The 21,377-nt window shown below is 71.7% G+C and carries 18 protein-coding genes; 9 read left to right on the top strand and 9 right to left on the bottom strand.

Going from position 1 to position 21,377, the window contains the following annotated elements; all coding sequences use genetic code 11:
- Positions 1-264: 264 nt before the first annotated feature.
- From AC6CKD_RS10170 to AC6CKD_RS10150, 5 genes are all read left to right on the top strand, one after another.
- Complete coding sequence (locus tag AC6CKD_RS10170) at positions 265-1,035, top strand: TraR/DksA family transcriptional regulator (protein ID WP_498326619.1); 771 nt, start codon at positions 265-267, stop codon at positions 1,033-1,035.
- Between the two features lie 207 nt (positions 1,036-1,242).
- Positions 1,243-1,806, top strand: coding sequence for a signal peptidase II (gene lspA, locus AC6CKD_RS10165; protein WP_498326618.1), 564 nt, complete (start codon positions 1,243-1,245; stop codon positions 1,804-1,806).
- Between the two features lie 65 nt (positions 1,807-1,871).
- Positions 1,872-2,813: an RluA family pseudouridine synthase gene (locus AC6CKD_RS10160; protein ID WP_498326617.1), complete on the top strand. Its 942-nt coding sequence runs from the start codon at positions 1,872-1,874 to the stop codon at positions 2,811-2,813.
- Between the two features lie 44 nt (positions 2,814-2,857).
- Positions 2,858-3,280, top strand: a complete 423-nt coding sequence (locus AC6CKD_RS10155; protein ID WP_498326951.1) for a GNAT family N-acetyltransferase — start codon at positions 2,858-2,860, stop codon at positions 3,278-3,280.
- A gap of 133 nt (positions 3,281-3,413) precedes the next feature.
- Positions 3,414-5,006 (top strand): Na+/H+ antiporter, encoded by a 1,593-nt coding sequence (locus tag AC6CKD_RS10150; RefSeq protein ID WP_498326616.1) that lies wholly within the window; start codon positions 3,414-3,416, stop codon positions 5,004-5,006.
- Positions 5,007-5,049: 43 nt separating this feature from the next.
- Here the strand turns inward: AC6CKD_RS10150 and AC6CKD_RS10145 are convergent, their stop codons facing one another.
- A complete protein-coding gene (locus AC6CKD_RS10145; RefSeq protein ID WP_498326615.1) occupies positions 5,050-6,096 on the bottom strand; it encodes an SDR family NAD(P)-dependent oxidoreductase in 1,047 nt (348 codons plus the stop codon).
- On the bottom strand, positions 6,093-7,295 hold the full coding sequence (locus tag AC6CKD_RS10140) for a UDP-N-acetylglucosamine--N-acetylmuramyl-(pentapeptide) pyrophosphoryl-undecaprenol N-acetylglucosamine transferase (protein WP_498326614.1): 1,203 nt from the start codon (positions 7,293-7,295) through the stop codon (positions 6,093-6,095). Before AC6CKD_RS10140 ends, AC6CKD_RS10145 begins: the two co-directional genes overlap by 4 nt.
- A 72-nt stretch (positions 7,296-7,367) precedes the next feature.
- On the opposite strand from AC6CKD_RS10140, the gene AC6CKD_RS10135 reads away from it, so the two are divergent.
- Entirely contained in the window at positions 7,368-8,051 is a 684-nt protein-coding gene (locus AC6CKD_RS10135; protein WP_243330199.1) for a response regulator transcription factor, read from the top strand.
- Positions 8,048-9,439 carry a sensor histidine kinase gene (locus tag AC6CKD_RS10130; protein ID WP_498326613.1) on the top strand — a complete coding sequence of 464 codons (1,392 nt, stop codon included), beginning with the start codon at positions 8,048-8,050 and terminating at the stop codon, positions 9,437-9,439. The genes AC6CKD_RS10135 and AC6CKD_RS10130 overlap by 4 nt, the downstream gene beginning before the upstream one ends.
- Positions 9,440-9,517: 78 nt before the next feature.
- On the opposite strand, the gene AC6CKD_RS10125 is transcribed toward AC6CKD_RS10130, so the two are convergent.
- Positions 9,518-10,546: a mechanosensitive ion channel family protein gene (locus AC6CKD_RS10125; RefSeq protein WP_498326612.1), complete on the bottom strand. Its 1,029-nt coding sequence runs from the start codon at positions 10,544-10,546 to the stop codon at positions 9,518-9,520.
- A 50-nt stretch (positions 10,547-10,596) separates the two neighbouring features.
- Here AC6CKD_RS10125 and AC6CKD_RS10120 point away from each other — a divergent pair, with 50 nt between their 5' ends.
- On the top strand, positions 10,597-11,166 hold the full coding sequence (locus tag AC6CKD_RS10120; RefSeq protein WP_498326610.1) for a dienelactone hydrolase family protein: 570 nt from the start codon (positions 10,597-10,599) through the stop codon (positions 11,164-11,166).
- A 142-nt stretch (positions 11,167-11,308) separates the two neighbouring features.
- Here AC6CKD_RS10120 and AC6CKD_RS10115 read toward each other — a convergent pair whose 3' ends face one another.
- The 5 genes from AC6CKD_RS10115 to AC6CKD_RS10095 form a co-directional block, all read right to left on the bottom strand.
- Positions 11,309-12,253 (bottom strand): zinc metalloprotease, encoded by a 945-nt coding sequence (locus tag AC6CKD_RS10115; protein ID WP_498326950.1) that lies wholly within the window; start codon positions 12,251-12,253, stop codon positions 11,309-11,311.
- Positions 12,254-12,476: 223 nt separating this feature from the next.
- A complete protein-coding gene (locus AC6CKD_RS10110; protein WP_498326609.1) occupies positions 12,477-14,159 on the bottom strand; it encodes an alkaline phosphatase D family protein in 1,683 nt (560 codons plus the stop codon).
- A gap of 109 nt (positions 14,160-14,268) precedes the next feature.
- A complete protein-coding gene (locus AC6CKD_RS10105; protein WP_498326608.1) occupies positions 14,269-15,066 on the bottom strand; it encodes a DsbA family protein in 798 nt (265 codons plus the stop codon).
- A gap of 65 nt (positions 15,067-15,131) precedes the next feature.
- Complete coding sequence (locus AC6CKD_RS10100) at positions 15,132-15,821, bottom strand: hypothetical protein (protein ID WP_498326607.1); 690 nt, start codon at positions 15,819-15,821, stop codon at positions 15,132-15,134.
- Positions 15,822-15,869: 48 nt separating this feature from the next.
- The gene (locus AC6CKD_RS10095) at positions 15,870-17,195 is read right to left on the bottom strand and encodes a DUF2252 domain-containing protein (RefSeq protein WP_498326949.1); all 1,326 of its coding nucleotides are present in this window, start codon (positions 17,193-17,195) and stop codon (positions 15,870-15,872) included.
- 158 nt (positions 17,196-17,353) lie between these two features.
- Here AC6CKD_RS10095 and dnaE point away from each other — a divergent pair, with 158 nt between their 5' ends.
- Positions 17,354-20,899: a DNA polymerase III subunit alpha gene (dnaE, locus tag AC6CKD_RS10090; RefSeq protein ID WP_498326606.1), complete on the top strand. Its 3,546-nt coding sequence runs from the start codon at positions 17,354-17,356 to the stop codon at positions 20,897-20,899.
- Between the two features lie 102 nt (positions 20,900-21,001).
- Here dnaE and AC6CKD_RS10085 read toward each other — a convergent pair whose 3' ends face one another.
- The gene (locus tag AC6CKD_RS10085; protein WP_498326604.1) at positions 21,002-21,172 is read right to left on the bottom strand and encodes a hypothetical protein; all 171 of its coding nucleotides are present in this window, start codon (positions 21,170-21,172) and stop codon (positions 21,002-21,004) included.
- Positions 21,173-21,377 lie beyond the last annotated feature (205 nt).

The following is a 21,377-nucleotide window of genomic DNA, read 5'->3' as shown; positions in this document are numbered from 1 at the left end:
GGCTGGTCGGCAGACCGGTTTGCGGGGCGTGGCGCGGGGGTGCGGGCAGAGGGCTGACGGGGGTCTGGAATGACCCGAATGGGCCGACGGGCCGGTCCGGGGTGCGGTGGGGCGGGTGGGGCGGATTACCGGGCTCCCTGCTGGGCACAACGGATGCAGGTTGACCTCGATGGACGCGTGCCCCGTTGCCGCGGGGCCGGAGTCGATTTATCGTTCCGGCACGATTCGCGAGCAATGATCACAGTATGTGAAGGGGCCGCGGCCATGGTGGCGAAGAAGACCGCCGGGAGTACTGCCAAGAAGGCTGTCGGGAAGGCTGCGGAGAAGCCGGCGAAGGAGCCGGTGACGGAAATGACGGCCCCGGATCGGGAGGCCGGACCGGTGGACGGGGCCGCCGCCGGGAAGAAGACGGCGGCCACGAAGAAGACGGTGGCTACGAGGACGGCGGCCGCCGTCAAGAAGACGGCCGCGAAGAAGGCCACGGCCAAGACGGCCGGGGCCGAGGGGGCGGCCGAGGCCGCGCACGAGACGGGAGCCCGGAAAGTGGTTGCCAAGAAGAGCACCGGCACGGCCAGGAAGACGGCCACGGCCGCGACCAGCGGGCTGCCCAAGGTGCGGGGCGGGGCGGGCCTGGCGCCCGGCGAGCTCGCCGTACGCCCCGGCGAGGACCCCTGGACCCCGGAGGAGGTGGCGGAGGCGCGGGCCGAGCTGGAGAGCGAGGTGCTGCGGCTGCGCGCCGAGCTCCGGGCCTCCGACGCGGCCATCTCCGGGCTGATGCGGGACTCCGGCGACGGCGCGGGCGACGACCAGGCCGATACCGGGACCAAGAACATCACCCGGGAGTCCGAGCTCGCCCTCGCCGCGAACGCCAACTCGATGCTGGAGCAGACCGAGCGCGCGCTGGAACGGCTGGAGGCGGGCACGTACGGCCTCTGTGAGAACTGCGGCAGGCCCATCGGCAAGGCGCGGATGCAGGCCTTCCCGCGGGCCACGCTGTGCGTGGACTGCAAGCAGAAGCAGGAGCGGCGGCACTGAGCGGCGGCTGAGCGGGCCCCGGGCGGGCGCGGGCGGGGCCGGGGCGGCCTCCGTCGGCCTCCGTCGGCCTCCGGGCCGGGCGGCGGCCGGGCAGCGGCCGGAGGGTGCCCTGACGTACTCTCGTGTCTCGTCAGGGTCCAGGAACCTGGCGGGTCGGTCGGCGCCGTGCCGCCGACAACCTGGTTCGAGCTAGTTCGAGGGACTCACGTGGCAGAGGCGGAGCGCATCATCGGTACGCCGGAGGTCGGGGACGACGGCACCCAGCCGGAATCCGCCGCGCCCAAGGGGCGGCGGCGGATCGTCGCGCTGCTCGTCGTGGCGCTGATCGCCTATGTGGTCGACCTGGGCAGCAAGATGCTCGTCGTCGCGAAGCTGGAGCACCAGCCGTCGATCCAGGTCGTCGGAGACCTGCTGAAGTTCGACGCGATCCGGAACCCCGGCGCCGCCTTCGGCTTCGGCGAGGCCTTCACGATCCTCTTCACCTGCATCGCCGCCACCGTCATCGTGGTCATCGTGCGGCTCGCGCGGAAGCTGTACAGCCTGCCCTGGGCGATCGCGCTGGGCCTGCTGCTGGGCGGGGCGCTGGGCAATCTGACCGACCGGATCTTCCGCTCGCCGGGCGTCTTCCGCGGAGCGGTCGTCGACTTCATCGCACCCGCCCACTTCGCGGTCTTCAACCTCGCGGACTCGGCGATCGTGTGCGGCGGGATCCTGATCGTGCTGCTGTCGTTCAAGGGCCTCGACCCGGACGGCACCGTCCACAAGGACTGATCCGGCAAGGCCTCCGAGGACCGATCGCGGGAATCGTCTCCTGTCGAGTCCTGCATACTCGACAGGTGAGTACGATTCCCGAGATCCGCACCCTGCCCGTTCCCGATGGCCTCGAGGGCGAGCGCGTCGATGCCGCCATCGCCCGTATGTTCGGTTTTTCCCGGACCAAGGCGGCCGAACTCGCGGCCGCGGGAAAGGTGCTGGTCGACGGCAGTGTCGTCGGGAAGTCCGAGCGCGTGCACGGTGGCGCCTGGCTCGAGGTCGAGATGCCCGAGCCGCCCCGGAAGGTCGAGCTCGTGGCCGAGCCCGTCCCCGGCATGGAGATCATCCATGACGACGACGACATCGTCGTCATCATGAAGCCGGTCGGCGTCGCCGCCCACCCCAGCCCCGGCTGGACCGGTACCACCGTCATCGGCGGCCTCGCCGCGGCCGGCTACCGCATTTCCACCTCCGGCGCCTCCGAGCGCCAGGGCATCGTGCACCGGCTCGACGTCGGCACGTCCGGCCTGATGGCCGTCGCGAAGTCGGAGCGCGCGTACACCTCGCTGAAGAACCAGTTCCGCGAGCGGATCGTCGACAAGCGCTACCACGCGCTGGTGCAGGGCCACCCGGACCCGATGAGCGGCACGATCGACGCGCCGATCGGGCGGCACCCCACCGCCGACTACAAGTGGGCCGTGACCCAGGAGGGCAAGCCCTCCGTCACGCACTACGACCTGATCGAGGCCTTCCGCGCCGCCTCGCTGCTGGACATCAAGCTGGAGACCGGCCGCACGCACCAGATCCGCGTGCACATGGCCGCGCACAAGCACCCCTGCGTCGGCGACCTGACCTACGGCGCCGACCCGACCGTCGCGAAGCGCCTCGGGCTCACCCGGCAGTGGCTGCACGCGGTGCGGCTCGGGTTCGAGCACCCGTCGGACGGGCAGTGGGTCGAGTTCGCGAGCACCTACCCGGACGACCTGCAGAACGCGCTGGACGTGATCCGCAAGGAGAGCGAGTGACCTCGGACGGCGTCGCGGTACGGGTCGCCGTCACCGAGGCGGACATGAAGGCCTGTTTCGCCGTGCGGACCGAGGTCTTCGTGGTCGAGCAGTCCGTCCCGGAGTCCATCGAGTACGACGCGTACGACGAGATCGCGCTGCACGTGCTGGCCGAGGGGCCGGACGGGGTCGCGCTGGGCACCGGTCGGCTGCTGTACGGGCCGCGTGCCCTGGGCAAGACCGGCTCCCCGGAGGTCGGCTCGCTGGGCCGGCTGGCCGTCACCGGGTCCGCGCGCGGACTCGGGGTGGGGGTCGCGCTGGTGCGGGCGATCGAGGCCGAGGCGGTCCGGCTCGGGCTCTCCGCCGTCGATCTGGGCGCGCAGACCCATGCGATGGGGTTCTACGAGCGGCTCGGTTACGTGGCCTACGGGCCGGAGTTCCAGGACGCGGGGATCCCGCACCGGTCGATGCGGCGCGCGCTGCCGTAGCCCCGGCCGGGGCGGGTGTGAGCAGCCCTGCGGGGGCCGTCCCGCCTCGAACGCCGGCGGGGCCGGATCTGGCAGAGCCCGACACGCAGCCCGGTCCGCGTCGCCGGGTGCGGTGGGCTGGCAGGGTGTGGGAGTGGATCAGCTCCTGCTGTTGTTCGTGTTGTTGCTCGGGGCCGTGGTGACGGTGCCGCTCGGGGACCGGTTGGGGCTGCCCTCGCCGGTGTTGATGACGCTCGGCGGGGTGGTGCTCGCCCTGGTGCCCGTGGTGCCCAACGTCGACATCCCGCCCGAGTACATCCTGCCGCTCGTGCTGCCCCCGCTGCTGTACGCCTCCGTGCAGCGGACTTCCTGGCGGCAGTTCGCCGCCAATGTGCGGCCCATCCTGTTGTTGGCCGTCGCGCTCGTCTTCGTGACCACCGTGGCCGTCGCCTTCACCGCGCACGCCCTGGTGCCGGGGCTGTCGATCGCTGCGGCCGTCGCGCTCGGCGCGCTCGTCGCCCCGCCCGACCCCGTCGCCGCCACCGCCGTGGCCGGGTCGCTCGGGCTGCCCCGGCGCATGGTGTCGATCCTGGAGGGCGAGGGGCTCTTCAACGACGTCACCGCCATCGTGCTCTACCACGTGGCCATCGCCGCCGCCGTCAGCGGCAGCTTCTCGTGGCCCGAGGCGCTCGGTGAGTTCGTCCTGTCGGCCGTCGTGGCCGTCGCGGTGGGGCTCGCGCTCGGCTGGGCGGCCAACCGGCTCATGGGGCGGCTCGGGGACGCCACGCTCCAGATCGGGCTGACGCTGCTCGTGCCGTTCGTGTCCTACGTGGTGGCCGAGGAGTTCAGCGGCTCCGGCGTGCTGGCCGTGCTGACCACGGCGCTGTTCCTCGCCGAGTACGCGAACGACGCCGACGACGTGCTGGGCCGGCTCGCCGGGCACACGTTCTGGGAGGTCGTCGACATGCTGGTCACCGGTGTCGCCTTCGGGCTGATCGGGCTGGAGCTGCACAACGTCTTCGGGGCGGTCGGCGGCCGGGGCTGGGAGATGGCCGGGTGGGCGGCGGCCGTGGTCGCGGTGGTGGTCGGCGTACGGCTGGTGTGGCTGCTGCCCGCCGGCTGGCTCGCGAAACGGCTCCACTCGCGCCGCGACTACGACGAGGAGATCCCGCTGAGCTGGCGGGAGTCCGTGGTCATGTGGTGGGCGGGGATGCGGGGCGTGGCCTCCGTGGCGCTGGCGCTCGCCATTCCCTTCGAGACGGACGCGGGGGACCCCTTCCCGGCCCGCCAGGAGATCGTCTTCATCGCCTTTGCCGTGATCATGACCACCCTGGTGCTCCAGGGGCTGACCCTGCCGTGGCTGGTCCGCCGGCTCGGCGTGGAGGCCGACTCGGACGCGGAGGCGGAGATCGCCCGGGCCCTGGCGATCCGCGCCGCCAAGGCCGCGAAGCGGCGGCTGAAGGAGATCGAGGAGGTGGAGGACCTGCCCGAGGACCTGGTGGAGATCCTCCACCGGAGGGCGTACGACGTGGGCGCCAGGATCAGCCCCGACATGGTCGACGAGGAACGGCGCGAGGCGTACGCGAAGCGGGTGGAGCGGATCCGCGACGTCCAGCGCATCCAGCGGGAGATGATGTCCGCGGCCCGGCACGAGGTGCTGGCCGCGCGCAGCGAACCCGGCGCCGATCCGGAGATCGTCGACCGGGTCCTCCGGCATCTGGACGTCCGCAGTCTGCGCAGTCCATAGGCGCGGTCTCGCCTGGTTCCGCGACCGGGCCGGGCGGCCCGGCCTACACCTGGTAGCGGTCCGGGGCGAAGAGGTGGAGGTGGGCCGCTATCCACTCCGAGGTGCGGGTCAGCCCCTCCTGGAGGGAGACCTCGGGCTTCCAGCCGGCCCAGTCGCGGGCCCGGGCGTTGTCCGACAGCAGGCGCTGAACCTCGCTGCCCGAGGGGCGCAGCCGGGCCGGGTCGACGACCACCTCCGCGTCCCGGCCCGAGGCCGTGATCAGGGCGCCGGCCAGGTCGCCGATGGAGATCTCCTCTCCGCTGCCGAGGTTGACCACCTCGCCCAGGGCCCGGTCGCATGCGGCGACCGCGAGGAAGCCGGCCGCGGTGTCGGTCACGTAGGTGAAGTCCCGGGTGGGCGTCAGGGAGCCCAGGCGGACCTCCCGGGCGCCCGAGTGGAGCTGGGCGAGGATGGTGGGGATGACCGCGCGGGCCGACTGGCGGGGCCCGTAGGTGTTGAACGGCCGGACCACCGTCACCGGCAGCTCGAAGGCGTGGTGGAAGGAGAGCGCCATCATGTCGGCGCCGATCTTCGAAGCGGAGTACGGGGACTGCGGCTGGAGCGGGTGGCTCTCGGAGATCGGGGCCGTCAGGGCCGTCCCGTAGACCTCGCTGGTGGAGGTGTGGACGAGGCGGCGCACGCCGTGGCGGCGGCAGGCCTCGGCCATGTTCTCGGTACCGGTGACGTTGGTCTGCACGTACGCGCCGGGCGAGGCGTAGCTGTACGGGATCCCGATCAGCGCCGCCAGGTGGAAGACCGTGTCGCAGCCGGCCACCGCGTCGCTGACCCGGCCGGCGTCCCGGACGTCGCCGGCCCACATCTCCACCGGGCCGTCCGGGTCGGCCAGGTACCGGGCCAGGTGGCCCTTCTCGGCGTACGGCTTGTAGTGCACGAAGGCGCGCACCTTCGCGCCCCGCGCGACCAGCAGGTCGACGAGGGTGGAGCCGATGAAGCCCTCGGCGCCCGTGACGAGGACGGTCCGGCCGCTCCAGTCGGCGGCAGCGCGCATCGGCATCGGCGTGGGCGTGGGCGTGGGGGCGTGCGGGGTCATACGAGCTCCAGGGGAGTGGGGGAGAAGGAGGGGAAGCCGGCCACCCGCAGGACCTGCGAGGCCAGCAGTTCGGCGGCCCGCGCGTGCGGGCCCGGGTCGGCCGCGCCGGCCATGGCCGCCAGCCGCGCCGGGTCGGCCAGGAGCGGGGCGAGCAGTTCCGCGAGGCGGCCGGCCGTCGCCTCGGCGTCCGCCAGCAGCAGGCCGGCGCCGGCGTCGGAGAGCACCCGGGCGTTGTGGGTCTGGTGGTCGCCCGGGGCGTACGGGTAGGGGACCAGCACCGCCGGGACCCCGGTCGCCGCGAGTTCCGCCACCGTCGCCGAGCCGGCCCGGCACACCACCAGGTCGGCGGCCGCGTAGACGAGGTCCATGCGGTCCAGGTACGGCACGGCCCGTGCGATCCGCCGCCCGCCCGAGGCGGACAGCCCGGCCACGGTGTCCGCGAGCGCCGCCGGGCCCGTCTTGATCAGCAGCTGTACGTCCTCCCGCGTCTGCCACGCGGCCGCCAGCCCGGCCGCGGCCGTGGTCAGGCGTACGGCGCCCAGGCTGCCGCCGTTGAACACCACCAGCCGCCGTCCGTACGGCACCCCGAGCTCCCGCCTGGCCTCCGCGCGCAAGGCCGCCCGCTCGGGGCGGGACAGTTCGGCGAGGCCCGACAGGGCCGCGGAGATGGGCATTCCGGTGGTCAGTGCCCGGGCCCCGCCCGCCAGGTGCTCCCGGCTGCGGTCGAAGGCCACCGCCATGTGCGGGGTGAGGCGGGCCGCGAACTGGTTGGCCCGGCCCGGCACGGCGTTGGACTCGTGGATCACCGCCGGCAGTCCGGCCAGCCGGGCCCCGAGCACGGCGGGGGCGCTCGGGTAGCCGCCCATGCCGACGGCCACCTGCGCGCCCTGCGCCCGGAGCACGGCCCGCGCCTGCCCGGCCGAGCGCAGCAGCGCCGCCGGGAGGAGGTAGCGCCTGGCGCCCAGCGCGGGGTCGAAGGGGATCATGTCCACGGTGTGCAGGCGGTAGCCGGCGGCCGGGATCAGCTCGGTCTCCAGGCCGCGCTCGGTGCCGATGAACGAGACCACGGCGTTCGGGACGGCGGCGCGCAGCGCCTCCGCCAGGGCGAGGCCGGGATAGATGTGGCCGCCGGTGCCGCCCGCGCCGATCACGACGGAAAGCGGCCGGTGTGAGCGCGAGGGCGAGGGGGAGGAGGTCATGGGTGCAGACTTCCGGTGCGCCCTAAGAAGGTTCTAAGAGGTTCTCCCGGAGCATTTGGGAGGCTTTGCCGCATGCAGCGGATTCTGGTGGTGGACGACGAGCCCGAGGTGCGGGCCGCCGTCGAGGACGGCCTCGCCGTCGAGGGGTACGAGGTGCGCGGCGCGGCCGACGGGCTGGCCGCGCTGTCCGAGGTGGCGCTCTGGCAGCCGGACGCCGTGGTCCTCGACGTGATGATGCCGGTGCTGGACGGGCTCGCCGTGTGCCGGCAGCTGCGCGCGGTGGGCGACCGTACGCCCGTCCTCGTCCTCACGGCGCTGGATGCGGTGAGCGACCGCGTCGACGGGCTGGAGGCGGGCGCCGACGACTACCTGGTCAAACCGTTCGCGCTCGACGAGCTCGTGGCCCGGGTCCGGGCCCTCCTGCGGCGGGCCGCCCCCGAACCGGCCGGGGGCGCGCCCGTGCTCGCGTACGGGGACCTCGTCCTCGACCCGGCCACGCGCACCGGGCGGCGCGGCGAGCGGCCGCTGGAGTTCAGCCGCACCGAGTCGGCGCTGCTCGAACTGCTCCTGCGCCACCCCGGGCAGGTGTTGCCGCGTGAGCTGGTCCTGGAACTGGTGTGGGGCCGGGACTTCGGGCCGGACTCCAACTCCCTGGCCGTCTACGTCGGCTACTTGCGCCGGAAGCTGGAAGCCGGCGGCGAGCCCCGGCTGGTGCACACCGTGCACGGGGTCGGCTACCGGCTGGACGCCGCGTGAGCCGGCGGGGGATCGGAGCGCGGTGGCGGCGCAGGCGGCCGCTGCGGACGCGGCTGGCCCTGGCCGTCACGGCGGCGGTGGCCTTCGTCGCGCTCGGCGTGTGCGCGGCGGCCTTCCTCGTCGTGCGCGGGGCGCTGTACAGCCAGCTCGACCTCAGCCTGACCCAGTCCGCCCGCCTCGCCGCCCAGCGCAATCCGGACTCCGGACCCGGGACGCTGGCCGGGGAGTGCCGGTTCCGGGCGGCGCCCGCCTGCGCCGAGGTGGTGCCGGCGGATCCGGGGCGCGACCCCGAGACCCCGTACCTGCTCCCGGTCACCCCGGCCGCCCGGGCCGTGGCGGCGGGCACGCGGGCCCCGTACTACACCGCCATCGTGCACGCCGGGCATCCGGCGCGGATGCTGACCACCGACTACGGCAAGGGGCGGGCGCTCCAGGTGGCGCTGCGCGCGGACACCGTGGAGGACGGCATCGAGCAGGCCTCGTGGTGGCTGGCGCTGACGGCGGCGGCCGGGGTGCTGCTGGCCGCGCTGCTCGGCTACTGGGTCGCGCGGACGGGTCTGGCACCGGTCACCCGGCTCACCGCCACCGCCGAGCGGATCGCGGCCACCCGGGACCCGAGGCACCGGATCGAACTGCCGCCTCCGGGGCGTGGCCGCGAGGACGAGGTCACGCGGCTGGCCGGGAGCTTCAACACCATGCTGGGGGAACTGGAACAGTCCGTCACCGCGCAGCGCAGGCTCGTCGCGGACGCCTCGCACGAGCTGCGGACCCCGCTGACCGCGTTGCGGACGAACGCGGAACTGCTGGCCCGGGGGGACCGGCTGACGGCGGAGCAGCGGGAGCGGGCCTCGCTGGCGCTCGGACGGCAGCTGCGGGAGGTGACGGGGCTGGTCAACGACCTGATCGAGCTCGCCCGCGACGAGGAGCCGCAGCTGCTGGTGGAACAGGCGCGGCTGGCTCCGCTGGTGGAGTACTGCGTGGGGGCCGCGCGGGCGCACTGGCCGGGGGTGGCGTTCCGGGTGCGGGTGCCGGAGGAGGCCGTGGTGGTGGCCGGGGTGCCGGCGCGGCTGAGCCGGCTGCTGGGGAACCTGTTGGACAACGCGGCGAAGTTCAGCCCGGCGGGGGCCGAGGTGGAGGTCGGCCTGGCGGTGCGGGGCGGGTGCGCGGAGGTGACCGTACGGGATCACGGGCCCGGGATCGCGGACGCGGACCTGCCGTACGTCTTCGACCGGTTCTACCGGGCCGGGGCGGCTCGGGCGCTGCCCGGGTCGGGGCTCGGGCTGGCGATGGCCCGGCAGATCGCGCGGGCGCACGGGGCGGAGCTGGTGGCCGAAGCCGCCCCGGGCGGGGGCGCGCTGTTCCGGCTGACCTTCACGGCTCCGGGCTGAGGGGGGGTGGGGCGTGCCCTGCGGGGCGAAGTCCCCTACCGCGGGGCTGGAGCTTCGGCGGGCTGGGTTGTCCGCGGGTCAGGGGCGTGGTGGTGGGATCGCCTCCGATGTGGCGATGCGCGGGAGGGCGTACGGGTGGTGGGTGACCAGCCAGTCGATCAGGCGTTCGCGGACCGCGCAGCGGACCGTCCAGACGGCGTCGCCGTCCTTCGCCGTGACCACCGCGCGGACCTGGATGGTGTGCGGGGTGGTGTCGGTGACGGCCAGGGAGCCGGTGCGGCAGTCCCATTCCGGGATGTCTTCCAGGATCCGCTGGAGTTCCTCGCGCATCAGGTCCACCGGCGCGCTGTGGTCCAGGTGCCAGAACACGGTGCCCGTCATCTGCGCGCCACCGCGCGACCAGTTCTCGTAGGGCTTGCTCGTGAAGTACGCCACCGGCATCGTGATCCGGCGCTCGTCCCAGGTGCGGACGGTGAGGAAGGTGAGGGTGATCTCCTCCACCGTGCCCCACTCCTTGTCCACGACCACCGTGTCGCCGATCCGTACGGTGTCGCCGAAGGCGATCTGGAGTCCGGCGAACAGGTTGCCGAGGGCGGCCTGCGCCGCGATGCCCGCCACGATGCCCAGTACGCCCGCCGAGGCCAGCATCGAGGCGCCTACCGTCCGCATCTCGGGGAACGTCAGGAGCATCGCGCCGAGGGCCACCACGACCACCACCGCCGTGACCACCCGCTGGATCAGTGTGACCTGGGTGCGCACCCGGCGGACCCTGGCCTGGTCGGAGGCGTCGGCCGCGTAGCGGGCGTAAGTGGAGTCCACGATCGCCGTCGTGATGCGGATCAGCAGCCACGCGGCGGCGGCGATCAGGACCAGGGTCAGGACGTGCCCGGGTCCGTCCGCGCGCCGGCGCACGGCCTGGAGCAGGGAGGCGGCCAGGACCACCAGGAACGGCGGGCGGCAGCGGCGCAGCAGCCCCCACAGCGGGGTCTCGCTGTGCCGGGCGTCGGCGCGGCGGAGCAGCAGGTCCAGCAGCCAGCCCGCGAGCAGGGTGATGGCCAGGGTGCCGGCGACGGCCGCGATCGGGCGCAGGAGGGAGTCCGTGTCCATGCAGGCCAACGTAACCGGAGGGGGTCCGCCGAAACTGGCACGATGGGGGCATGAACATCATGCTTTTCCATTCGACCTACGGGCTGCGGCCCGCCGTGCGGGAGGCGGCCGACCGGCTGCGCGCGGCCGGACACCAGGTCCAGGTGCCCGACCTCTTCGAGGGACGCACCTTCGAGACCGTCGAGGAGGGCATGGCCCACCAGGACGAGATCGGCCGTGACGAGCTGCTCAAGCGGGCGGTACTGGCCTCCGCCCCCTACTCCGACCAGGGGCTCGTCTACGCCGGCTTCTCCTTCGGCGGTTCGATCGCCCAGCACCTGGCGCTCGCCGACGAGAAGGCGCGCGGGCTGCTGCTCCTGCACGGGACGGCCGACCTGGAGGAGGGCGTCTACGTCGACGAGCTGCCGGTGCAGCTGCACATCGCCGACCCGGACCCCTTCGAGCCGCACGACTGGCTGACGGCCTGGTACCTGCGGATGCGCAAGGCCGGGGCGGACGTGGAGGTCCACGGCTATCCGGGGGCCGGGCACCTGTTCACGGACCCGGGGCTGGACGACTACGACGCCGAGGCCGCGGAGCAGGCCTGGGCGGTCGCCCTGGCCTTCCTCGACGGTCTTTAGAACGGTCGTCTGGCCGGTCATCAGGACGGTCATCAGGACGGTCAGCAGGCCGGTCGGCAGGACGGTCTTCAGCCGGAACACGGCGATGGGGCCCCGCGCGTGCGGGGCCCCATCGTCATGAGTGCGTCAGATCGCCGGAGCGTCAGGCGCGGTAGGCCGTCCACATGCTCTTCATGCGGGCCACCTGGCCCGCGGTGAACTGGTACATGCAGGCGTCGTACGTGTAGTCCATGAAGTTGTGGATCGGGTCGACGCCCGCCTTGCTGGCGCAGGTGTCACGGCCCGTCGGGCACTGGTAGGCCGCGCTCTTCTCGGCCGGAGTGTCCGAGACGGAGTCACCGCTTCCGTTGCAGCCGCCCTGGAAGGTGTGGTAGAGGCCCATCCAGTGGCCGACCTCGTGGGTCGCGGTGTCGCCCTCGTTGTAGTTGGCGGCGGTGCCGCCCGGCAGCGAGGTGTCGAGGACGACCACGCCGTCCATCGACGGCTGGGAGGCGTAGGAGCTGGGGAAGGTGGCCCAGCCCAGCAGCCCGCCGGAGAGGTTGGCGGTGTAGAAGTTGAGGGCGTTCGGACCGCCCTGGCGCAGGGTGCTCTTCATGGCCTTCTCGGCCGTGGAGCCGGAAGCCAGGTTGTACCAGCTCGCGTTGTCCGTGTACGTGGTGCCCGCCAGGGTGAACTGGTAGGTGCTGTCGACGTTTCCGGTGCCCTGGCCGGCGAAGGCCGAGTTGAGAACGGCCATCTGCTGGTTGATGGCCGTGGACGTCAGCTTTCCGGTGGTGCCGGAGTGGATGACGTGGAAGTACACGGGGATGCTCGTGGCGGCCTCGGCGGCGCGCAGGCTGCGCTGCTCCTTCGAGATCTTGTCGAGCTTCGCCTTGAGGTCGGCGTCCATGGCCTTGGTCTGGGCCTCGGTGACCTCGTTCGGCTCGGCCGCGTGCTGGTCCTTCGGGCGCGCCACGCGGGCGTTGGCCGCGGCGTGTTCGTGCACGTCCTCCTCGCACACCTCGGCGCCGGTCTTGGCGGCGGCGACCGTGGTGGGGGCCGCGAGCGGGGTGAAGGCCAGGGTGCCGACGAGTACGGCGGTACCCATCAGGCGGCGGCGAAGAAGGGGGGATATGCGGGCAAGAGCGCGCACGTGTGCTCCTCGCGAAGTGGGGGGTAGAGCAGGAGGGATCTCCTCAGCTGGCGGGAATCTTACGTGCGCATGTCATAAACAGGTCAAGTGGTCTACGTAAAAGATTTGTTGCTTCTGATGTCAAAGGGGCGCCTGGTCTACGCCAAGCGCCCCTCCGGACGGGAAATCCGACGGAGCGTCAGCGCACCGGCTGGTCCGCCCGCTCGACCTTCTGGGTCCCGTTCAGCGTGCGGTACGAGCGTGCCCAGGCGGCCGTGGCGTCCTGGCGCCGCTTGTCCGAGACGACGTAGTAGTCCATCTGGGAACGCTCGGCCGTCACGTCCAGCACGCCGTAGCCGTGGGCGTCCATGTCCAGCCATTTCACGTGCCGGTTGGCGGCCTTGATCGCCGTTTCGGCGACCAGGGAGGCCGTGTCGGCCGGCACGTGCAGCAGGTCGTCGATGTTGTCGGAGGTCACCGACGTCACCACGAACTCCACGCCCGCCGACGGCGACCACGGGTAGGTGGCCGCCGTCACCGGGACGTCGTTCGCCCAGGCCATGTGGATGTCGCCGGTCAGGAAGACGGTGTTGCGGACGGAACGGTCCGTCAGGTGCCCGAGCAGCTCCCGGCGGTCGTCCGTGTACCCGTCCCACTGGTCCACGTTGATCGCGAGGCCCCCGGCGGGCAGGCCGAGCAGTTCGCCGAGGGGCTCCAGCAGGTGCGCCGGCAGCGAGCCGAAGGCCACCGGCGAGATCATCACCGAGGTGCCGACCAGCTTCCAGGTGGCCTGCGAGCCGGCCAGCCCGGCCTTCAGCCAGTCCAGCTGGGCGCGCCCGGTGAGGGTGCGCTCCGGGGCGTCCACCGCCCCGCTGCCTATGCCCGCCTGCTGCGAGCGGAAGGTGCGCAGGTCCAGCAGGTGCAGGTCGGCGAGGGTGCCGAAGCGCAGCCGGCGGTAGACGGTGCCCTCGGTGGAGGTGCGGACCGGCATCCACTCGAAGTACGCCTGCCGGGCGGCGGCCGCGCGGGCCGCGAAGGAGCCCTCGGTGGCGGGGTCGTGGTTCTCGGCCCCGCCGGACCAGGTGTCGTTGGCGATCTCGTGGTCGTCCCAGATCGCGATGACCGGGTGGGCCTGGTGCAGGGCCTGCAGGTCGGGGTCGGTCTTGTACTTCCCGTGCCGGGTGCGGTAGTCGGCCAGGGTGAGGATCTCGTGCAGCGGTTCGTGCTGCCGTACGGCGTACTTCGCCTCGGGGTAGCCGCCGCTCTGGTACTCGTAGATGTAGTCGCCCAGGTGCAGGACCGCGTCCAGGTCGGCCCGCGCGGCCAGGTGGCGGTACGCGGAGAAGTAGCCGGACTCCCAGTTGGCGCAGGAGACCACGCCGAAGCGGACCCCGGCGGGCGCGGTGGCGGCGGCGGGGGCGGTGCGGGTGCGCCCGGCCGGGGAGACGGTGGCCCCGGCGGTGAACCGGTACCAGTAGGCCGTCTGCGGCCGCAGGCCGCGTACGTCGGCCTTGACGGTGTGGTCGGAGGCCGCGCTCGCGGTGACGGTGCCGCTCGCGACGATCCGGGAGAAGGCCTTGTCCTCGGCGACTTCCCAGCCCACCGCGATGGCCGGGCCCGCGCCGGAGCCCGGTACGGCCCCGGCGGTCGGGGTGACGCGGGTCCACAACAGGACCCCGTCGGGGAGCGGGTCGCCCGAGGCGACGCCGTGCGGGAAGGAGGGCGCGTCGTCGGCGGCGCCGGCGGCGTGGGCGGTCTCGGCGCCCAGTGCGGCGATGGGGACGAGTGCCGCCGTGGCCGCCGCGGCCAGGACGACCGTACGGCGGCGGGGAGTCGGCGGAGTCGCCGATTCCGGTGCGGAAGGGGAGAGTTGACTGGTCACGGATGATCATATTACCGACCGGTATTCGATCGGTGCCAGCCCCGTCAACGCAACGGACGGGCGAACTCTGGGAGTTCGCCCGTCCGTCGGGGTGCTGCGAGGGGGAGGGTCAGCCGGCGATGGCCTTGTCGATCGCCGCCGTGAACGCCTCGGGCGTCTGCGGCAGCGGGTCGATCTTCTTGCCGTCCATCTGCAGGGTCGGCGTGCCCTTCACACCGCTCTTGTCGAAGGTCTTGGACATCTCCAGCGCCCACCGGTCGTAGGTGCCGTCGTCGAGCGCCTTCTTGAACTCGGCGTTGCCCTTGAGGGCCGGGACCTGGTCCGCGACGGTCAGCAGGAAGGAATCCTTGGCGAACTTGTCGTCCTTCTCCTCCGGGTGGTTCGCCGCGGAGTAGAGGGCCGTCTTGTACTCCAGGAACGCCTCGGGGCTGACGTTGAGGGCCGCGCCCAGCGCGCTCAGGGCGTTCTTCGAGCCGCTGCCGGGGAAGCCGTTGTCCAGGAAGGTGGCGCCGATGTACTGGATCTTGTACTTGCCGGCGTCGAGGTCCGTCTTGAGCTGCGGGCCGACCGCCTGCTCGAAGCTCGCGCAGACCGGGCAGCGGGCGTCCTCGTACAGCTCCAGGGTCTTCTTGGCGTCGGCCTTGCCGATGACCACCGTCGTGCCGTTCTCGCCCGAGGTGTTCTTCGGCGCGACCAGCGGAGCGTCGGCGGCCTTCTCCCAGGCGCTCGGCTTGCCGGCCTGCACGACGGCGTAGCCGACGCCGCCGGCCAGGGCGAGGGCGGCCACGACGCCGCCCGCCACGAACACCTGCCGGCGGACCTTGGCCTTCTTGGCCTGCTGCTCGCGCTCGATGCGCAGCCTCTCGCGGGCCGCGGCCTTGTTCGCCTGGCTGTTGCGTGCGCTCATCGTTCTCTCCGTCGGGGTGTGGCTCCGCGGTGGAGCCGGCTGGAAGGGGGGACAGGCCTCGTGCGTCAGGCGCGAGCGAACGCGCCGTGCGCGCGAGGAGGTCCCCGCCGTCCCACGGAGTGCGCCGGGAAGCGGGTACGGGCCGCCGTGCCCGGCAGCGCCGCCCGCGGCGACCTCCGCACCGGAGCGTGGGCCCGCGCCGCGCGGGCCGAGGCCATCCGCAGCGGCCGGAAGGCACAGGCGGACGCCGCGCGCAGCAGCCGGCCGAGCGCCCGCTCCCCGCGGTGCAGCCACAGGGAGGCGAGCAGCCCGACCGATACGTGCGCCCCCAGCAGCAGCCAGGGCGCCCACGGTCCGGGCGCGGCCAGCAGCGCGGCCGGGTCGGCGGGCCCGCCCACCTCGGCCAGCGCCCCGCCCACCGGGCGGCCCCCGCAGAAGTCGGCCAGCCCCAGGGCGCGCAGCGGACCCGAGACGGGGCCGCCCGCGGGGCCGTAGCACAGGTGCTGGGCGGAGGTCAGGACGGTGTCGGCGGCCAGCTCCAGGGGGACGAGCAGCCCGGCGATGCGGCCGAGGCCCCGCTCGCGCCCGGCCAGGGCGAAGGCGATCGCGAACACCACGGCGAAAGCCCCTCCCACCAGGGCGGGAGGCAGCGGGACCCGGGACATCAGGACGTGCGAGCCGGTCGAGAGCAGCACGACGACCGCGCTGAACAGCGCGGCCCGCAGCCCTCGGAGACCCACCCCGGATATGTCCATCGTCGCGAGTGTGCCACGAGTCCCTGTGGGGGCGGGCCGGAGGACCCCCTAAGCCAGGATCCGGCCGTTGCGGAAGAGGTCGACGAAGATCTGGTGGTCGGCGCGGGCCCGGGCGCCGTAGGCGTGCGCGAAGTCCACCAGCAGGTTCGCGAAGCCCTCCTCGTCGGCGGCGATGGCCGCGTCGATGGCCCGCTCGGTGGAGAACGGGACCAGCGTCTGGCCGCTCTCCTGCTCGTCCGCCGCGCCGTGCATGGTCGCGGTCGCCCGGCCCAGGTCGGCGACCACGGCCGCGATCTCCTCCGGGTCGTCCAGGTCCGACCAGTCCAGGTCCACCGCGTACGGGGAGACCTCCGCGACCAGCTGCCCGGACCCGTCCAGCTCGGTCCAGCCGAGCCACGGGTCGGCGTGCGCCTGCAGGGCCCGCTGGGAGATCACGGTCCGGTGCCCCTCGTGGTGGAAGTACTCGCGCACCGACCGGTCGGTGACGTGCCGGGACACGGCCGGGGTCTGCGCCTGCTTGAGGTAGATCACGACGTCGTTCTCCAGGGCGTCGCTGTGCCCCTCCAGCAGGATGTTGTACGAGGGCAGGCCCGCCGAGCCGATCCCGATGCCCCGGCGGCCGACCACGTCCTTGACCCGGTAGGAGTCCGGGCGGACCAGGGACTCGTCGGGCAGGGTCTCCAGGTACCCGTCGAAGGCGGCGAGCACCTTGTACCGGGTGGCCGCGTCCAGCTCGATGGTCCCGGGGCCGGGGGAGAAGCGGCGCTCGAACTCGCGGATCTCGGTCATCGAGTCGAGGAGCGAGAAGCGGGTCCGGCGGCGGGCGGCGCGCAGGGCCTCCAGCAGCGGGCCGTCGGCGGTGTCCAGGGTGAAGGAGGGCAGCTCCTCGTGCTTGGCCCCGGCGGCCAGCGCGTGGATGCGCTCGCGGTAGGCGGCCGCGTAGATCCGTACCAGCTCGCTGATCTGGTCGTCGCTGAGCGCCTTGGTGTAGCCGAGCAGGGCGACGGAGGCGGAGAACCGCTTCAGGTCCCAGGTGAAGGGGCCTACGTAGGCCTCGTCGAAGTCGTTGACGTTGAAGACCAGCCGGCCGTTCGCGTCCATGTAGGTGCCGAAGTTCTCGGCGTGCAGATCGCCGTGGATCCACACCCGGCCGGTGCGCTCGTCCAGGTACGGGCCGCCGTGCCGCTCGCGCTCCAGGTCGGCGTAGAAGAGGCAGGCGGTGCCGCGGTAGAAGGCGAAGGCCGAGGCCGCCATCTTGCGGAACTTGACCCGGAAGGCCGCGGGGTCGGCGGCGATCAGCTCGCCGAAGGCGATGTCGAACACGTCGAGTATCTGCTCGGCGCGCTGCTCGTCGGTCGTCTCGGGAACCGCCATGGCGGGTGCCTCCAGGTGGCGCGGGGTGGATCGCATATCGGACAAGCGTCCTTGGGTCTGCAACGGACGAAGGTACCCGTCGGTGCCCGGGAACTGTCACCGGAGCCACGTAGGATTCATAGCTGCCGCCCCCTCTCTCCCGCCCGGAGGCCCCCACCGTGACCAAGACGCCGTTCACGCACCTGCACGTCCACACCCAGTACTCCCTGCTGGACGGTGCCGCGCGGCTGAAGGACATGTTCAACGCGTGCAACGAGATGGGCATGACGCACATCGCCATGTCCGACCACGGCAACCTGCACGGGGCGTACGACTTCTTCCACACGGCGAAGAAGGCCGGCGTCACGCCGATCATCGGCATCGAGGCGTACGTCGCCCCGGAGTCCCGGCGCAACAAGCGGCGCATCCAGTGGGGACAGCCGCACCAGAAGCGCGACGACGTCTCCGGTTCCGGCGGATACACGCACAAGACGATCTGGGCGGCGAACTCCACCGGCCTGCACAACCTCTTCCGGCTGTCCTCCGACGCGTACGCCGAGGGCTGGCTCACGAAGTGGCCGCGCATGGACAAGGAGACCATCAGCCAGTGGTCCGAGGGCCTGATCGCCTCGACCGGCTGCCCGTCCGGCGAGCTCCAGACCCGACTGCGCCTCGGACAGTTCGACGAGGCCCTGAAGGCCGCCTCCGAGTACCAGGACATCTTCGGCAAGGACCGCTACTTCCTGGAGCTGATGGACCACGGCATCGAGATCGAGCGCCGGGTCCGCGACGGGCTCCTGGAGGTCGGCAAGAAGCTCGGCATCCCGCCGCTGGTCACCAACGACTCGCACTACACGTACGCGCACGAGTCGGCCGCGCACGACGCCCTGCTGTGCATCCAGACCGGCAAGAACCTCTCCGACCCGGACCGCTTCCGCTTCGACGGCACCGGCTACTACCTGAAGTCCACGGAGGAGATGTACGCGGTCGACTCCTCGGACGCCTGGCAGGAGGGGTGCCGCAACACCCTCCTGGTGGCCGAGCAGATCGACACCACCGGCATGTTCGAGGCCAAGAACCTCATGCCGAAGTTCGAGATCCCCGAAGAGGGCTACACCGAGATCACCTGGTTCAAGGAGGAAGTGCGGCGCGGCATGGCCCGCCGCTACCCGGGAGGGGTCCCCGAGGACCGGCAGAAGCAGGCCGAGTACGAGCTGGACGTCATCATCCAGATGGGGTTCCCGGGCTACTTCCTCGTCGTCGCCGACTTCATCATGTGGGCCAAGAACCAGGGCATCGCGGTGGGACCCGGCCGTGGCTCCGCGGCCGGCTCGATCGTCGCCTACGCCATGGGCATCACCGACCTCGACCCGATCACCCACGGCCTGATCTTCGAGCGGTTCCTGAACCCCGAGCGCGTCTCCATGCCCGATGTCGACATCGACTTCGACGAGCGCAGGCGCGTCGAAGTGATCCGGTACGTGACCGAGAAGTACGGCGACGACAAGGTCGCCATGATCGGCACGTACGGAAAGATCAAGGCGAAGAACGCCATCAAGGACTCGGCCCGGGTCCTCGGCTACCCGTACGCCATGGGCGACCGGCTCACCAAGGCCATGCCCGCCGACGTCCTCGGCAAGGGCATCGACCTCAACGGCATCACCGACCCCTCGCACCCGCGCTACGGCGAGGCGGGCGAGATCCGGGCGATGTACGAGAACGAGCCGGACGTGAAGAAGGTCATCGACACCGCCCGCGGTGTGGAGGGCCTGGTCCGCCAGATGGGCGTGCACGCCGCCGGCGTGATCATGTCCAGCGAGCCGATCGTCGACCACGCCCCGGTCTGGGTGCGGCACACGGACGGCGTGACCATCACGCAGTGGGACTACCCCCAGTGCGAGTCGCTCGGCCTGATCAAGATGGACTTCCTGGGCCTGCGCAACCTCACGATCATGGACGACGCCGTCAAGATGGTGAAGGCCAACAAGGGGATCGACCTCGACCTCCTGGGCCTGCCGCTCGACGACCCCAAGACCTTCGAACTGCTCGGCCGCGGTGACACCCTCGGCGTCTTCCAGTTCGACGGCGGGCCCATGCGCTCCCTGCTGCGCCTGATGAAGCCCGACAACTTCGAGGACATCTCCGCCGTCTCGGCCCTGTACCGGCCGGGCCCGATGGGCATGAACTCGCACACGAACTACGCCCTGCGCAAGAACAAGCAGCAGGAGATCACCCCGATCCACCCGGAGCTGGAGGAGCCGCTCAAGGAGATCCTCGGCGTCACCTACGGCCTCATCGTGTACCAGGAGCAGGTGCAGAAGGCCGCCCAGATCATCGCCGGGTACTCGCTCGGCGAGGCCGACATCCTGCGCCGCGTGATGGGCAAGAAGAAGCCCGAGGAACTGGCGAAGAACTTCGTCATCTTCGAGGCGGGAGCCAAGGAGAAGGGCTTCAGCGACCAGGCGATCAAGGCACTGTGGGACGTCCTGGTCCCCTTCGCCGGCTACGCCTTCAACAAGGCCCACTCGGCCGCCTACGGCCTGGTCTCCTACTGGACCGCCTACCTCAAGGCCAACTACCCGGCCGAGTACATGGCGGGCCTGCTCACCTCGGTCAAGGACGACAAGGACAAGTCCGCGATCTACCTGAACGAGTGCCGCCGGATGGGCATCAAGGTGCTCCCGCCGAACGTGAACGAGTCGGAGGCGAACTTCGCCGCCCAGGGCGACGACGTGATCCTCTTCGGCCTCACCGCCGTGCGCAACGTCGGCACCAACGTCGTCGAGTCGATCATCAAGAGCAGGAAGGCCAAGGGGAAGTACTCGACCTTCCCGGACTTCCTCGACAAGGTCGAAGCCGTCGTCTGCAACAAGCGCACCGTCGAGTCGCTGATCAAGGCCGGCGCCTTCGACGAGATGGGCCACACCCGCAAGGGCCTGGTCGCCCACCACGAACCGATGATCGACAACGTGGTCGCCGTCAAGCGCAAGGAGGCCGAGGGACAGTTCGACCTCTTCGGCGGAATGGGTGACGCGGACGCGAGCGACGAGCCGGGCTTCGGCCTCGACGTGGAGTTCTCCGACGTCGAGTGGGAGAAGTCCTACCTGCTCGCCCAAGAGCGCGAGATGCTCGGCCTCTACGTCTCCGACCACCCGCTCTTCGGCCTGGAGCACGTGCTCTCCGACAAGACCGACGCCGGCATCTCCCAGCTCACCGGCGGAGAGCACGGCGACGGCGCGGTCGTCACCATCGGCGGCATCATCTCGGGCCTCCAGCGCAAGATGACCAAGCAGGGCAACGCCTGGGCCATCGCCACCGTCGAGGACCTGGCCGGCTCCATCGAGTGCATGTTCTTCCCCGCGACCTACCAGCTCGTCTCCACCCAGCTGGTCGAGGACACCGTCGTCTTCGTCAAGGGCCGCCTGGACAAGCGCGAGGACGTGCCCCGGCTGGTCGCGATGGAGATGATGGTCCCCGACCTCTCCAACGCGGGCACCAACGCCCCGGTCGTCCTCACCATCCCGACCGTCAAGGTCACCCCGCCGATGGTGACCCGGCTCGGCGAGATCCTGCGCCACCACCAGGGCAACAGCGAGGTGCGGATCAAGCTCCAGGGGCCCCGCACCACCACCGTGCTCCGGCTCGACAAGCACCGGGTCAAGCCCGACCCGGCGCTCTTCGGAGACCTCAAGGTGCTGCTCGGCCCGTCCTGCCTGGCCGGCTAGGCGGCGTTTCCCAGTACCTCCACCTCGTACCCCGTACGCGGGAAGGCCCGCCCCTGTCGACAGGGGCGGGCCTTCCCGCGTACGGGGTACGAGGTGGAGGCGTCAGTTGTGGCCGAACTTCTTTTCCTTGCGCTTGCCGGCCATCTGCAGCGGACTCGGGGCCGCCGGGGCGGAGGACGCGGGCGAGGATTCCATGGAGCTCTTCGCCGGATCCTGTGCGGCGGAGCGGTCCTGTGACGTGGCGGGCTGCTGGCGGTTCTTGTTCTTGGCCATGGGATGCCTCCGTGGGGGGTTTAGGGGCCAGGGCCGCCTTCACACTCACACAGGGCCGTAAACGGCGCATTTTGGATCATTACCGCGCGTAGTCGGAGCCCCCGCCGGGCAACTCTGAGAGATACGCCACGCCGATGATCGAGTTCCGGCCGTCAAGGCCGTTGCCGTCGGGCAGACTCGGGGAAACCGCGAAAGACACAGAGGA

This window comes from Streptomyces sp. GQ60 (assembly GCF_059758875.1).
This window is presented reverse-complemented; position numbering and strand designations above follow the sequence as displayed.